This is a genomic window from Streptomyces dysideae, assembly GCF_001514305.1.
Lineage (GTDB): Bacteria > Actinomycetota > Actinomycetes > Streptomycetales > Streptomycetaceae > Streptomyces > Streptomyces dysideae.
Genome location: NZ_KQ949089.1, coordinates 22,589 through 36,174 on the forward strand (window position 1 = coordinate 22,589; position 13,586 = coordinate 36,174).

General features: G+C 69.4%; 10 protein-coding genes. 4 read left to right on the forward strand and 6 right to left on the reverse strand.

Annotated features, from left to right (window positions below; translation table 11 throughout):
* Positions 1-100: 100 nt before the first annotated feature.
* Both AQJ91_RS23010 and AQJ91_RS23015 read right to left on the reverse strand, forming a co-directional pair.
* Positions 101-1,669, reverse strand: a complete 1,569-nt coding sequence (locus tag AQJ91_RS23010) for a sodium:solute symporter family protein (protein WP_067024952.1) — start codon at positions 1,667-1,669, stop codon at positions 101-103.
* Positions 1,670-1,830: 161 nt separating this feature from the next.
* Positions 1,831-2,619: an SDR family oxidoreductase gene (locus AQJ91_RS23015; RefSeq protein WP_067024955.1), complete on the reverse strand. Its 789-nt coding sequence runs from the start codon at positions 2,617-2,619 to the stop codon at positions 1,831-1,833.
* A gap of 350 nt (positions 2,620-2,969) precedes the next feature.
* Between AQJ91_RS23015 and AQJ91_RS23020 the strand changes: the two genes are divergently transcribed.
* Positions 2,970-3,836: a hypothetical protein gene (locus tag AQJ91_RS23020; protein WP_067024958.1), complete on the forward strand. Its 867-nt coding sequence runs from the start codon at positions 2,970-2,972 to the stop codon at positions 3,834-3,836.
* Positions 3,837-3,947: 111 nt separating this feature from the next.
* Here AQJ91_RS23020 and AQJ91_RS23025 read toward each other — a convergent pair whose 3' ends face one another.
* Both AQJ91_RS23025 and AQJ91_RS23030 read right to left on the reverse strand, forming a co-directional pair.
* Entirely contained in the window at positions 3,948-5,876 is a 1,929-nt protein-coding gene (locus AQJ91_RS23025; protein ID WP_067024960.1) for an MFS transporter, read from the reverse strand.
* Positions 5,877-6,072: 196 nt separating this feature from the next.
* A complete protein-coding gene (locus tag AQJ91_RS23030) occupies positions 6,073-9,189 on the reverse strand; it encodes a hypothetical protein (protein WP_079085135.1) in 3,117 nt (1,038 codons plus the stop codon).
* A 223-nt stretch (positions 9,190-9,412) separates the two neighbouring features.
* Here AQJ91_RS23030 and AQJ91_RS23035 point away from each other — a divergent pair, with 223 nt between their 5' ends.
* The 3 genes from AQJ91_RS23035 to AQJ91_RS23045 all read left to right on the forward strand — a co-directional run bounded on the left by AQJ91_RS23035 (position 9,413) and on the right by AQJ91_RS23045 (position 11,804).
* A complete protein-coding gene (locus AQJ91_RS23035; protein ID WP_067024965.1) occupies positions 9,413-10,168 on the forward strand; it encodes a GOLPH3/VPS74 family protein in 756 nt (251 codons plus the stop codon).
* A 354-nt stretch (positions 10,169-10,522) separates the two neighbouring features.
* The gene (locus AQJ91_RS23040) at positions 10,523-11,380 is read left to right on the forward strand and encodes a helix-turn-helix domain-containing protein (RefSeq protein ID WP_067024968.1); all 858 of its coding nucleotides are present in this window, start codon (positions 10,523-10,525) and stop codon (positions 11,378-11,380) included.
* A 232-nt stretch (positions 11,381-11,612) separates the two neighbouring features.
* Positions 11,613-11,804, forward strand: a complete 192-nt coding sequence (locus AQJ91_RS23045) for a DUF397 domain-containing protein (protein ID WP_067024971.1) — start codon at positions 11,613-11,615, stop codon at positions 11,802-11,804.
* Between the two features lie 131 nt (positions 11,805-11,935).
* Here AQJ91_RS23045 and AQJ91_RS23050 read toward each other — a convergent pair whose 3' ends face one another.
* A complete protein-coding gene (locus AQJ91_RS23050; RefSeq protein WP_067024974.1) occupies positions 11,936-12,808 on the reverse strand; it encodes a MerR family transcriptional regulator in 873 nt (290 codons plus the stop codon).
* A 90-nt stretch (positions 12,809-12,898) separates the two neighbouring features.
* Positions 12,899-13,408 (reverse strand): glutathione peroxidase, encoded by a 510-nt coding sequence (locus AQJ91_RS23055; RefSeq protein WP_067024977.1) that lies wholly within the window; start codon positions 13,406-13,408, stop codon positions 12,899-12,901.
* Positions 13,409-13,586 lie beyond the last annotated feature (178 nt).

Here is a 13,586-nt window from a genome sequence, read left to right on the forward strand (position 1 = left end):
GCCCCCAACGGCGTACGAAGGCCGCCCTCGTCACGTACGAAGGGCGACCGCCGTCCCGCGGCGGTCGCCCTTCCCCCCGTACGCCCTCAGCCCGCTGTCCTCAGTCCTTCGCGCGCACCACCTCGTCCACGGGCCCGGCCGGCACCGGCACCGCCGCGGCCGCCGCCCCGTCCCCGTCGGTGTTGATCCGCTCGATGATCGCGAGCCGCTCCGGAGTGTCCTCGGGCTTCAGGAAGCCGATGAGGATGTACAGCACCAGCGACACCGCCAGCGGGATGGACACCTGGTACTGGAGCGGGACACCGCCCTCGACGTTCCAGTTGATCGGATAGTTGACCAGCCAGAAGGCGAACAGGCCCAGGGACCAGCTGGCGAGCGCCGCGGTCGGGCCCGAGCGGCGGAACGGGCGCAGCAGGCCCAGCATCATCGGGATGGCCATCGGGCCCATCAGACCGGCCACCCACTTGATCACGACCGTGATGATGTCGCCGAACGTGGGTGAGTTGACCTGGGTGGCCGCCGCCATCGACAGGCCGAGGAAGACGACGGTCGCGATCCGGGCGACGCGCAGCCCCTGCCCCTCGCTCCACGTCCGTGCCCTGCGCCACACCACCGGCGCGCAGTCCCGGGTGAAGACGGCGGCGATCGCGTTGGCGTCGGAGGAGCACATGGCCATCGTGTGCGAGAAGAAACCGACGATGACGAGGCCCAACAGCCCGTGCGGCAGGAGTTGTTCGGTCATCAGGCCGTACGAGTCCGAGCCGTCCGGCTTCTGCGACTCCACCAGCAGCGGCGACATCCACATCGGGAAGAAGAGGACGAGCGGCCACACCAGCCACAGGATCGCCGACAGCCGTGCCGACCGCTCGGCCTGGCGCGCGTTGGCCGTGGCCATGTAGCGCTGGGCCTGGTTGAGCATGCCGCCGTTGTACTCGAAGAGCTTGATGAAGACGAAGGCGAGCAGGAAGACCGTGCCGTACGGCCCGACCAGCGGTTTCTCGTGGCCCTGCAGCGCCGGCTCGTCCCAGGCGCCGAAGAAGCCGATGCCCATGTCGTTGAGTTCGAGGATCACGGCGACGAACATCGCGACGCCGGCGAGGAGTTGGATGACGAACTGGCCGAGCTCCGTCAGCGCGTCCGCCCACAGGCCGCCGATCGTGCAGTAGACCGCGGTGATGGTGCCGGTGATGAGGATGCCCTGGTTCAGGGAGATGCCGGTGAAGACGGACAGCAGCGTCGCGATCGCGGCCCACTTCGCGCCCACGTCGACGATCTTCAGCAGCATGCCGGACCAGGCCAGCGCCTGCTGGGTTTTCAGGTCGTAGCGGTTTTTCAGGTACTCCAGCGGGGAGGCCACATGGAGTCGTGAGCGAAGGCGGTTGATGCGCGGTGCGAACAGCTTCGACCCGATGGCGATACCGAGGGCGATCGGGAAGGACCAGGTCACGAAGGACGTGACGCCGTAGGTGTAGGCGATGCCCGCGTAGCCGGTGAACATCACCGCGCTGTAGCCCGACATGTGGTGGGAGATGCCGGACAGCCACCACGGCATCTTGCCGCCGGCGGTGAAGAAGTCGCTGACGTTGTCCACGCGCTTGTGCGACCACACGCCGATCGCGACCATCACGCCGAAGTAGCCGATGAGCACGGCCCAGTCGAGACTGTTCATGGGCCTCCTTCCAGGGTCCGCCGCCAGGGTCAGGCATGTGAACTCTGGGTTGGCGGGCATGCTCACGGCAAGCGAGTGGAAGGTCAAGAGACCGTAAAATTGTTCTGGGTGCTGGCCTGAGTTTACGTATATGAACGGCCAGTTGGCTGAAAACGATCAGGTCAGCGCATCAGCTCCCCGGCGTTCACCAGCAGCGACTGCCCGGTGATGGCCCGGGCCCGGTCCGAGGCCAGGAACACCGCCGCGTCGGCGACATCCCCGTCCGTGGCCAGTTCGGGCAGCGCCGTCCGCCCGGTCAGCCGCTCCAGTACGTCCTCCTCCGGCACCCCCTCGGTGCGCGCGGTGAACCGGACGTACGCCCGCACCGGCGGACCCCACATCCAGCCCGGCAGCACGGAGTTGACCCGGATCCGGTGCGGCCCGAGCTCCCGGGCCAGCGAGTACATGGCGCTGGTCAGCGCACCCTTGGAGGCCGCGTACGCCGCCTGCCGCACCTGCGAGGGGGCGGCCACGGCGGACTGCGTCCCGATGAACACCACGGAACCGCCGCCGCTCACCTTCAGTCCGGGCAGACAGGCCCGGGTCATCCGCAGCGACCCCAGCAGATTCACGTCGAGCACCGACTTCCAGCTCTCGAAGTCGGCGTCCTCCAGCCCGCCGAAGTAACCGTCCAGAGCGGCCACATGCACCACGGCATCGATCCGTCCGAACCGCTCCGCGGCCACCCCCGCCAGCTCCGCGCACCGCGCCTCGTCGGTGATGTCGGTGGCCAGATATGCGGTATGCGCCCCGTCGGGATCGATCTCGGCGGCAGCCTTGGCGAGGTTGGCCTCGGTGCGGGCCCCCAGTACGGCGTTCCCCCCGTCCCGTACGACGGCGGCCGCGACCTGATGCCCGAGCCCGGCGCCGACTCCCGACACGACAACGGTCTTCCCCGCGAGCAGTGACATTGGCGGCCTCCCGGCTCTGACCCATTCCCTGACGGGGCGTCAGGGTAGGGCCGCCCGAGGGAGAAGGCCAGCGGCTTGCGCGCGTGGCTCAGTTTGCGTGGACGGCACAGATGTGGGCCGGGTTGAACGGGGCCCGCCCTTTACCGGACGGCATGACATGAATGGCCGTGAAGATCTCGCCGATCGGTGCACGGCGCTGCTCGAAGCCACTGTCTCGCCAGTCGGCCGCGTAGCCACGCTGTCGACCATTTGTTCGGGCGAATCGTCGCACACTCATTCCCGTCGTTCGTTATCTGACGTATCGTCAGAATTGTTTTGGAGAAGGCTTTCGGGAGAGGCGGGGAGCGCGTATGCGGGACGCCGGACGCGAGACGAACCATCCGGACCTGTACGGCGAATTGGCCTCGGTCGGGCCCTACGGGGTGGAGGTCGGGCATGCGCTGATCACGATGGTCGAACCTCATCGGGGGTACGAGCGCGCCTACCACAGATGGTACGAGGACGATCACTTCATCGCGGGAGCGATGGCCATGCCATGGATGTACGCGGGGCGCCGCTGGGTGGCCACGCGCGACCTCCAGCTCCTGCGATACCCGAGTGATTCGGCCGTTGCCCAGCCGGTTACGGCCGGCTGTTACATCACGGTCTACTGGCTGACCTCCGGTCGCTACGAAGAGCACATGAGGTGGACCGTCGGGATCAACAAGCGACTCAACCGCGACGGACGTGTTTTCCAGCAGCGGACCCATGTCTTCACGGCCTTTCAGAGCCACCTGGCGACGGTCTACCGGGACGGAGCCGCGGGCCCCCGTGACTTCCACGCCCTCGACCACCCGTACGCGGGCCTCGTCGTGGAGGTCGTCGACGCGGAATCCGCCGAGCAGCGCGCCGAGTTGCTTGAATGGCTGCGCTCCCGCCACCTCCCGAAGCGCCTCGCGCCCAAGGGTAATGTCACAGCTCCGGCCGCCATGGTCACGATCTTCCGCCCGACTCCTCTCCCCGGCGACCGCATGTCGTACGTCAAGCAGGTCGAGGGCGTGGACACGCGGCTGACGTTGCTGTGGTTCCTGGAGACGGACCCGCGGGAGTGCTGGGAGAACTACTTCACCGGGCTGGACGAGGCGGTCGCCGAGTCGGGTCTGGGCAGGGTCGAGCTGGTGGCGCCGTTCATTCCGACGGTGCCGGGCACGGACAGGTACGTCGATCGATTGCGCTGACGGTCACTTCAAGGCGAGGGTCACTCTCCTCCCGACCGAGACGGGTGGTGGGTGGGTGTAGGCCGGGGGCCTGGGGGCGGAGCCCCCAGCGAGGCCGGCACCGACGCACGGTCACCGCAACTCCTCCGGGCACGGAGTGCCCCTCGGCACCGTGTAAGGCGCCGCCAGCCGATACGTGCCCGCCTCCGGGGCGATCAGCATCGTCCACTTGTCGCCGTCCGCGTCCTCCTCCGTCTCCATCAGGCAGCCGTTGACGTTGTCGTACGTCTTCGGCTCGTCGTCGGGGCGGTTCTTGGAGGCTTCCGTCTCCTGGGGTGGGTCGAGCTTCTTGCCCTCGGCGTCGACGATGCTCAGCCAGGGGGAGTAGGGGATGCGGATCAGGATGCGGCCCGGCTCGCTCACGCGCATCGTCATCTCGCCCTGCGCGGCACGCTCGACGACCGTGTTCGGTTCGGCGAGCGAGGCCGGGTCCATGACCTGGAACAGCTGCCAGTTGGCGTCGCCCCAGACCTGCTTCAGATACGGCATGCCGCGCCGCACCAGCTCCCGCTCACGCTCGGCGCCGTCACCGTCCGGCTTGTCCTTCGGTACGACCACGTAGTGCACGGCCCAGCGCTTGAGCCACTCGTGGTAGTTCGCCGAGTTGAGGGTGTCGTCGTAGAAGAGCGGGTTGCGCTCCATGTCGGCCTGGCGGTTCCAGCCGCGCGCGAGGTTCACGTACGGGGCGAGGGCGGAGGCCTCCCGGTGGGAGCGGGCGGGAACCACCTCGACGCGGCCCTTCTCGGCGCCGACCTCCTGGAGTTCGTTGACGAGGGGCGCCAGTTCGCGGGCCCAGGACGCGGCGGGCGCGGCGTGGATGGTGTCGTCGACCGTCTTGAAGCCGATCCAGCCGGCGAAGCCGAGCAGGGACAGCACCACCGTGTACCACTTGCGCGACTTCGGCACCGTGAACGGCAGCGCCGCCACCAGGGTCATCCCCGCGAACAGCATCGCCAGCCGCGTGATGTTGGAGCCGATCTGCGAGCTGACGATCCAGACGAGGAGCACCGAGAGGCCGTAGACCCCGGCCACCAGCCGGACCGTCTTCCACTCCCTGGGGACCAGCAGGAAGACGAGCACCGAGTACAGGAACGGCAGGATCACCGAGCCGACCGTCATCGGCTGCGTACCGGAGAAGGGGAACAGCCACGCCGACATGGCGACCACGGCGGTCGGCGCCAGGCCCAGCGCCCAGGCGCCCGGACGGCGCTTCTGCAGGAACAGCGCCACCGCCACGAACCCCACGAACAGGCCCGCCACCGGCGACGACATCGTCGCGAGCGCGGCCAGCGGCGCCGCGCACAGGGCCTTCGCCCAGCGTTTGTAGCGCCAGCGGTACGGCCAGCAGAAGACGACGGCGACCGCGCCGAGCGCGAACATCGTGCCGAGACCGAAGGTCACCCGCCCCGAAACCGCGTTGCACAGCAGCCCGAAGACGCCTGCTCCGGCCGCCCACAGAGGGTTCTTCACCATGGGGGTCCCCCCGCTCGAGCGAAGCCGAGAGTGGGGGAGGCTGCGGATCAGGATCATCGTCAGCAGGCCGGCCGAGATCGTGCCCGCGATCATCATCGTCGTACGGACACCGAGGACCGACATCAGATACGGCGACACCACGCTGTACGACACCGGGTGCATGCCGCCGTACCAGGCGAGGTTGTACGCCGAGTCCGGATGCCGGCCGACGAACTCCGCCCAGGCGTCCTGGGCCGCGAGGTCGCCGCCGCTGTTGGACAACGTGAAGAACCAGACGACGTGCAGGAGACCGGCGAGTGCCGTGACGGACAGCGCGGGGCGGCGCAGCAGACGCTCACGCAGGGCGAGGACGGCGGCGGCACGAGAGGTCCGTGAAGGCCTCTTCTCCGCACCACTGCCGCTCTCCGGGGTCTCCGGGCTCTCGCGGTTCTCGGGGTCCTTCGTGCGCGGCGCGGGTACGCGTATTCGCGGGCCGGCTCCCGGTCCCGGATCGGCGTCGTCGGCGCGTGTCGGCTCCGCAGTGGCCACCTTTAAGGCACTCCCCGTGGTGTCCCGTCTTCTGTTCTGGCCGCTGGTCCCGCCGCGTCCTGTTTCCCGCGTGTTGTCGGCCCTGTCTTTGTGGGTTTCCCGGCCCCGCCCGGTGAGCGGCGGCCTGCCCGTTTCGTGACGCTAGCACGCAGCCCGCCGACGGGCGCTGTCGGCGGGCTGCGGGTGGGGTCTCCGGTCAGCTGACGCGGGTCAACTTGTCCGTGAAGCCCGGCTCGGTCAGGTCGGTCTGCAGGGCGACCGGGACCTTGACCGCGCTGCTGCTCGTGCCGTCACCCACGGTGAGCGTGCCCACCTTGGTGCCGGCCTTCGCGGTGTGCGGTACGTCGTCGGCGGCGAAGGTCAGCTTCACCTTCAGGCCCGCCCAGCCGACCGCCGTGACGTCCTCGGTGGCGACGACCGGGGTGCGGCCACCGAGCCCGTCGTCGACATGGCCCACGATGTCGCCCTTCTTCAGGATCGTCGCGGACTCCAGCGCGTCCTGCGCGGCCCGCATCAGCTGGTCCCCGGCGGTCAGTGCGGCGCTGAGGATGGTGTTGTCCACGCCGCCCGCGGGCTGCCGGACCACGGCGCCGACGATAGTGCGGGTCTCGCCGCCGACCTCCTGCTTCGCGGCGAACACGAGGTTGCCGAGGGCGGAGGTGGTGGTGCCGGTCTTGATGCCGACGACGTTGTTCCTGCCGACCAGCTGGTTCCAGTTGGAGTGGTTGACGCCCTTGTAGTCGTCGTACGACATCATCGCGGCGACCTCGCGGAACGCGGGCTGCTCCATCGCGGCCTTCCCCAGCTTCACCTGGTCCACGGCCGTGCTGACGGTCGTGTTGTTCAGGCCGGAGGGGTCGGTGTACGTCGTGTTCGTCATGCCGAGGTCCTCGGCGGCGGCGTTCATCTTCTCCACGAACGCCTTCTCCGAACCGGCGTCCCAACGGGCGAGCAGGCGTGCCACGTTGTTCGCGGATGCGATGAGGATGCTTTCCAGGGCCTCGCGCTGGGAGATCTCGTCGTTCGCGGTGACGTCCACGGTCGACTCCTGGCCGGCGTCCGCCTGGTCCTCGGCCGTCTGGTCGATCTTGATGTTCGGGCCCTCGGCGCCGCTCTTCAGCGGGTGGTCGCGGAGGATGACGTACGCCGTCATGACCTTGGCGACGCTGGCGATCGGCACGGGCTTCTGGTCGCCGGACGAGCCGAACGTGCCGATGCCCTGAACGTCGAGGGCGGCCTGTCCTGCCGACGGCCACGGGATGTCGACCTTGCTGCCGTCGAAGGTGTACTCGGACTTGGCGGTGAGGTCGAGGGTGGGTTCCGGGAGCGGGCGGAGAGTCTGTACGACCGCGAAGACGATGGCGAGGAGCAGGACCAGAGGGGTCCAGATCTTGACGCGCCGGATCGCCGTCCGGACAGCGGTGTCCGGGGGCGGGGGTGTGTTGGTCAGTTCGGCGAGCAGGTCCAGCGGGGGCTTCGGGGGGAGCGGTTGCTGGGTGGTGCGCTCGGGGCCGACCTGGGGGACGGCGGCGGTGGCGTCCGGGGGGGTGGGCTTGGGCGGTTGGGTGGGGCGGGGCTCGTCGAGGGGCTTGAGCGCGACGAACTTGCTGGTGCGGTCGGGTTCGGCGGGGGGCTTGGGGGTGCCGCCCAGTTTGAGCATGGTGGTCGGCTGGTCGACCTGGGGTGGCTTGGGCGGGCGTACGGCCTTGAAGACGGTGGTCGGCTGATCGACTGCGGCCTCGGCCTTGCCTGCGGCCTTTTTGTTCCCACCCGCACCACCCGTGCGGCTCTCGTCGTCATCTGCGGGTGGCCCCTGAGGGGTGTCCTCGCCGTCGGCGGCTGCCGGGCCGTCCGTTGCCGGTTCGGTGGTTGCCTCGGGGGCGCCGTCGGAGTCCGAGGCGGTGGGGGAGTGCGGCTCGGTGGGGGCCTTCTCGGAACCGTAGGGCGCCGGGGTGTCCGCGTCGGCGCTCCGCTTGGCGTCGCTGCCCCAGGAGGTACCTGCGGCAGTGGTGCGGGTGCGTGCGGATTCCTCGGCCTTTTCGGCGACCTTGGCGTCGCTGCCCGGGGCGGTTCCTGCGGCAGGGGCGTCGGCCTCGTCGGCCCTCTCGGTGTCGTCGTCGCCCGCGGCCTTGTCCTCGTCCCCGGACGTCACCCACGCGGCCACGGCGGCCCGCAGCCGATTGTCGCCCGCCGCAGCACCCTCGGCACGATCGCCGGGCCCGTCGGTGTCGGCGGACGTGTCCTGGTTCCGTTCGCCGGACGCGCTCTCGTCGGTCGCACCGGAGCTGCCGGCATCCCGCTCGCCGGAAACGTCCGCATCCAGCCCGCCAGAGCCTTCGGCCACGCCGGAAGAGGAATCGTTCACGTCGGCGCCGTCAGAGTCCCGCGCCGCGTCGGCGGAATCGTTCCCGTCGGTGTCCCCGGAGTCGTCAGCCGCGCCGGAGGAGCTTTCCTCGGCCGGCCCTGTTTCGTCGGTGTCCCTGGAGTCGCTGGTCGTGGCGGAAGAGTCCTCCCTGGCCGACCCTGCCCCGTCGGCGTCCCCGGAGCTGTCGGTCGTGGCGGAGGAGCTTTCCTCGGCCGGTCCCGTTTCGTCGGTGTTCCCGGGGCCGCTGGTCGTGTCGGTGTCCCGGGAGTCGCTGGTCGTGCCTGCGGAGCTCTCCTCCGCCGCCTCCGCCTCGGAGTCGCCAGCTGCGCCGGCGGTGCTCTCCTCGGCCGCCTCCGTCCCGTCGGTGTCCCCGGAGTCGTCGTCCGCGTCAGCGGCGCTCTTTTCCTCCGCCTCGGACTCGCCGGTCACGTCGGCGGAGCGCTCCTCCGCCGACCCCGCCTCGGAGTCGCCGGCCGAGCCGGAAGAGTTTTCCCCGGCCGGCCCCTTCCCGCCCGACGCGCCCCCGGCCCCCTCACCGGAGTGAGCCGCTCCACGGCCGTCAGAGGCCCCAGCAGCGCCGGAAGCGCCCTCTCCGGCGGAATCCCTCACGCCGGCCTCCACAGCGCCGGAGCCGGCGTCCTCGGCGTTCTCGGTGGCTGTCTCCGGCGTCAGCTCCCGTACCGAGAACACCCGCGTCGCCGTATCCACGCCACCACGCACCGCCGAAGCGTCAGCGTCACCGCTCTCCGCGGAGCCCGCCCCCGCACCTTCGGCAGCCGTCGGCTGTGCGGCCTCTCGGGCCATCGCCAGCCTCGGGTCGCGCCGTTCGTCGGCGGAGCCGCTCCTGGCTTCGGGAACCGGACCCGCGCTCCCCGACGTCGGTTCTGCCGACGACTCGCGCTGCTTCGACCTGTCGGGGGACTCGCCCGCCACCGATGCCTCCTCCATGCGCCGCACGGCGAACCGTGCGTCTACCGAACCGTGAACCGTCGCCCGGAACGCCGCTCCCCCGCGCTGTCCGAACCATGTACCAGTGTCCTGTGTGTGGGCTTGACCCAAGCGGTAGACGAGAACGACATACCTACCGGTTCCCTCACAAACAGGTCACGCACCCTCGACAGACCAATGTGAGAGGGGTCACCCTGTCATTCATCCACGCGGGGAGGCATGGATGGGCAGGAGCCGCAGAACACTTCCGGAGGAGCTTCTGCTGCTGGCGTTGGACCCGGCCACGGGTACCACTGCACAGCCGCAGTCGCTCGACCTCGGTCTGGCCGGAGCACAGCTAGTAGAGCTGGCGCTGGCCGGACGGATAGCCCCAGACGGGGATCGTATCGCCGTGGTAGTACCACGGCCGACTGGAGATCCAACACTGGACTGCGCGTTGGAGTTGCTGCGAAGGCGTGGCGCTCCTGTGCGGGCGGTCAACTGGATTGGCGGGCCCCGCCTGGGGCTGCGTCAGACCTACCTCTCGCATCTGGAGCGGTGCGGCATGGTGCATGCCGTGGCCGGCCAGATGTGCGGGGTGTTGCCGACGACTCGCTATCAGGCGACGGACAACGAGATCAGCCGGGAGATCAGGGCCCGGCTGGACTCCGCGATCCGCACCGGCGTGCCGCCGGACCCGCGGACCGCCGCGCTCGCCGCCCTGGCGCACGCGGTCGGCCTCGGCAAGCACCTGTATCCGGGCAACGAGGGCCGTTCCTCTCGTTCCCGGCTGCGGGACCTGATCAGGCACGACCCCATGGGCGGCCTCGTGGCGCACGCCGTGATGGACGTTCAGAACGGCGTGGGCGCGCAGCCACGCCGCAGCCCGGCACCGGCCGGCCGTCAGGCCACCGCCGGAGGCAGGGCCGCACCGGAACCCGCCCGCGGCGTTCCGATGCAACCGCGCCACGGAAGCATGGCGCGCGTCGTGGCCCACTGAGCCGCAGTTCCACGACGACGGCACGACCCGAACGTGACGTTTCATCGCTTCACCGCTCGACCGTTTCAGCGCTCGACCGTTCCACCCGCTTCACCTGCACTGCCGCGCCGCAGTCCCCGAGACCCGGTACGGGAGCCGCTGGTCCCGCGCGGGGTGACGGGGCCGTACGTCCGGACGACGACCACGGTCCCGCCGCCCCGCGCGGCCGCATTTGCCGGGGGTGTCCCCGAACTGGCGCGTATGCAGCGCATATCCACCGTTTCCCAGCGGTAGTAAGCACCTTGGTGGCAGTCTGCTCAACAGCAGATACGCAAAGTGTTAATTCACAGGCACGCAGCCGGAGGTGCACGTCCCGTGGCGTCCAATGTCAATCCCACCGTCAGGCGACGCCGGCTGGGCCAGGAGTTGCGTCGGCTCCGCGAGCTCAAGGGCATGACGGCCGAGGAGGTGGCGGAACGGCTGCTCGTCTCGCAGTCGAAGATCAGCCGGCTGGAGAACGGGCGGCGCAGCATCAGCCAGCGCGATGTCCGCGATCTGTGCGGGGTGTACGAGGTCGAGGACCACCGGGTCATCGAGTCGCTCATGCAGATGGCCAAGGACTCGCGTCAGCAGGGGTGGTGGCACTCCTTCGGGGACATTCCGTACAGCGTCTACATCGGGCTCGAGACCGATGCCGCGAGTCTGCGGGTGTTCGCGCCGCAGGTGGTGCCGGGGCTGCTGCAGACACGTGCGTATGCCGAGGCCGTCATCCGGGGCGCGTTGCCCGAGACCGCCACGGCCGAGATCGAGAAGCGTGTGCAGGTGCGGCTGCGGAGGCAGGATCGTATCTCCGCCGAGGAGAGCCCGCTTCGGCTGTGGGCGGTGCTCGACGAGGCCGCCCTGCGGCGCGTCGTCGGGAACCGGCAGCTGATGCGCGAGCAGCTGGAGCATCTCGTCGAGGTGGCCTCGCTGCCCCATGTCACCGTGCAGGTCCTGCCGTTCGACGTCGGCGCGCATCCGGGTCTCAACGGCCAGTATTCGATCCTGGAGTTCCCCGACGCGGCGGACTCGAGTGTCGTCTATATCGAGGGTGTCACCAGTGATCTTTATCTGGAGAAAGCCGCCGATGTGCAGAATTACAGTGTGATGTACGAACATCTCCGGGCGCAGGCCATGAATGCGGAACAAACCCGGCAATTCATCTCGGACGTGGCGAAAGAGTACGCGCGCTGACGTCGTTCTGGTGAGCGGTGCCGGAAGGTACACCTTCGACGGGCTCCAAGGGAAGACCCACCTGGAATATGCCATCCAGTCGAGTGAATCGCTACTCCGTCCGCGGAGCTGGACGAGTAGCGTCGATCAAGCCAGCAGATGACAGCGCTGGCGCAAACCGTGTTGCGAAATCCGGCCGGGGGACTCGGTACCGGTGACGCGACTCAGCGACTGGCAAGCTACCGGAGCAAACATGGCAATTCTTCGCGGTGTCACGCAACAGTGGACAAAGTCTTCCTACTCCGTCGGGAACGGCGAATGCGTCGAGGTCAAGTCGCCGACCTCGGCCGCACTCGCCGTCCGGGACTCCAAGAATCCCCAGGGGCCCGCCCTGGCCTTCCCCGCCGACGCGTGGAACGTCTTCGTGGCATCGGTCAAGGTGTGAGGGGAGGATCTTCCTGATCCTCGCCCGACCACCAGGCAGAGCGCACAAGGGACAACTTCACAAGCACCAACGACAGAGCCCTCTCGACTAGCCCGCCGTCCTTGCCGAGGGGGCTCGGCTTGTGCGCACGGTCACTTCACCGGGAACGCCACGTCGCACACCGGGTCCTCCGGGCCCGCCGCCTCCCAGTCCGCGAAGTACACCTCACGGCACGGGCCCGCGTACTCCAGGCCCTCCGCGGCGATCCACTGCTCCACCGCCTCGAAGGCGGCCACGATCTGCGGATGCGCCACCTGCGCCTTGGTGATCCTGGTGTACGCGAACCGCTGGGCGGGCTCGACGCGCACCTTGGTGTCCCGCGCCCGCCCCTGCCGCTCCACCCACGCCCGCGCCGCCGCCTCGTCGGCCACCGGCACGCACGACTCCGCCGGGCCGTCGCTCTCCAGCGACACCTCGGAGTGGTACGCGACGAACGGCGCCGCCGTGATCCCGCCGCACTCCCGCGCCCCCGATGCCAGGCGGCCCAGCGACTCCCCGATCCAGGCGGGCAGTTCACCCGCCAGCACATGCCGCGTCTCGGTGATCACCACCTGCTCGGGCACATCCACCGTCTCGACCACGAACTTCCCGTACATCTCGGAGCTCCTCCCCGACAGCCGTCCACGGAGGTACTCGGCGAGCGTCCGCTGCCCGGCCAGCCGCGCCTCCACGTCCGTCCAGTACGCGGTGAGCCGGTCGGCGGCCGCGGCCCCGTCCGGCGCCTCGACGATCTCCGCGATCCGCGCGAGCGGCATGTCCAGTTGGCGCAGCATGGCCACCAGGCGGGCGCGTTCGGTCTGGGCGGCGCGGTAGTAGCGGTAGCCGCTGACCTCGTCGACGTACGCCGGCGCGAGCAGTCCGAGCCGGTCGTACAGGCGCAGTGCCTTGGCCGACAGGCGGGCCCGCGCGGCGAACGCGCCGATGGTGAGCAGGTCTTCCTCGTCCACCGTGTCATCCTCCGTCACCGGGCGGCATCTTTCCGCCCGGTGACAGGCACGCTCAGGCCTGACCCAGGGGCAAGGTCAACCCGTGCCGCTCCCGGATCGGTTCCCCCTTCAGGCGAGCGCGCTCTCCAGCGCCGCCACCAGCTCCGCCGCCTCCGGCTCGGTCTGCGGCGAGAAGCGGGCGACGATCTCGCCGTCGCGGCCGATCAGGAACTTCTCGAAGTTCCAGCGGATGTCCCCGGTGTGCCCCTCGGCGTCGGCGAAGCCGACCAGACGCTCGTACAGGGCGTGCCGGGCCTCCCCGTTCACGTCGACCTTCTCGGTCATCGGGAAGGTCACGCCGTACGTCGCCGAGCAGAACTCGGCGATCTCCTCGGAGCTGCCGGGCTCCTGCCCGAGGAACTGGTTGCAGGGCACGCCGAGCACGGTGAAACCCTGGTCGGCGTACTCCTCGTGCAGCCGCTCCAGGCCCGCGTACTGCGGGGTCAGACCACACTTGGAGGCCACGTTCACCACCAGCACGGCCTTGCCCGCGTACTGGGACAGGTCGGCGGAACCGCCCTGCAGCGCGGCTATCTCGACGTCGAGGGGAGAGATGCCGTTGTTCCTTGTAGTCGTCATAAGCGGATGCTAGTGCCCCAACAGGCAACATCCGCCCCGTCGCGACGCCCGGCACGCTCCCCCACTGCCTCAAGGGCGTGGGAGGTGCCCCCACTCGCCGCACCGGCCACAAACCCAGGTACGTCCAGTACGAGGGCTTGTACCCGGCACGCCGAGAGCACGCACCGGACACCGCGGG

Excerpts from the sequence above, each read along its gene's own strand:
- AQJ91_RS23045 (WP_067024971.1), top strand. The coding sequence starts at position 11,613 with ATGGCAATTCTTCGCGGTGTCACGCAACAGTGGACAAAGTCTTCCTAC.
- AQJ91_RS23015 (WP_067024955.1), bottom strand. The coding sequence starts at position 2,619 with ATGTCACTGCTCGCGGGGAAGACCGTTGTCGTGTCGGGAGTCGGCGCC.
- AQJ91_RS23055 (WP_067024977.1), bottom strand. The coding sequence starts at position 13,408 with ATGACGACTACAAGGAACAACGGCATCTCTCCCCTCGACGTCGAGATA.
- AQJ91_RS23035 (WP_067024965.1), top strand. The coding sequence starts at position 9,413 with ATGGGCAGGAGCCGCAGAACACTTCCGGAGGAGCTTCTGCTGCTGGCG.
- AQJ91_RS23030 (WP_079085135.1), bottom strand. The coding sequence starts at position 9,189 with ATGGAGGAGGCATCGGTGGCGGGCGAGTCCCCCGACAGGTCGAAGCAG.
- AQJ91_RS23010 (WP_067024952.1), bottom strand. The coding sequence starts at position 1,669 with ATGAACAGTCTCGACTGGGCCGTGCTCATCGGCTACTTCGGCGTGATG.
- AQJ91_RS23020 (WP_067024958.1), top strand. The coding sequence starts at position 2,970 with ATGCGGGACGCCGGACGCGAGACGAACCATCCGGACCTGTACGGCGAA.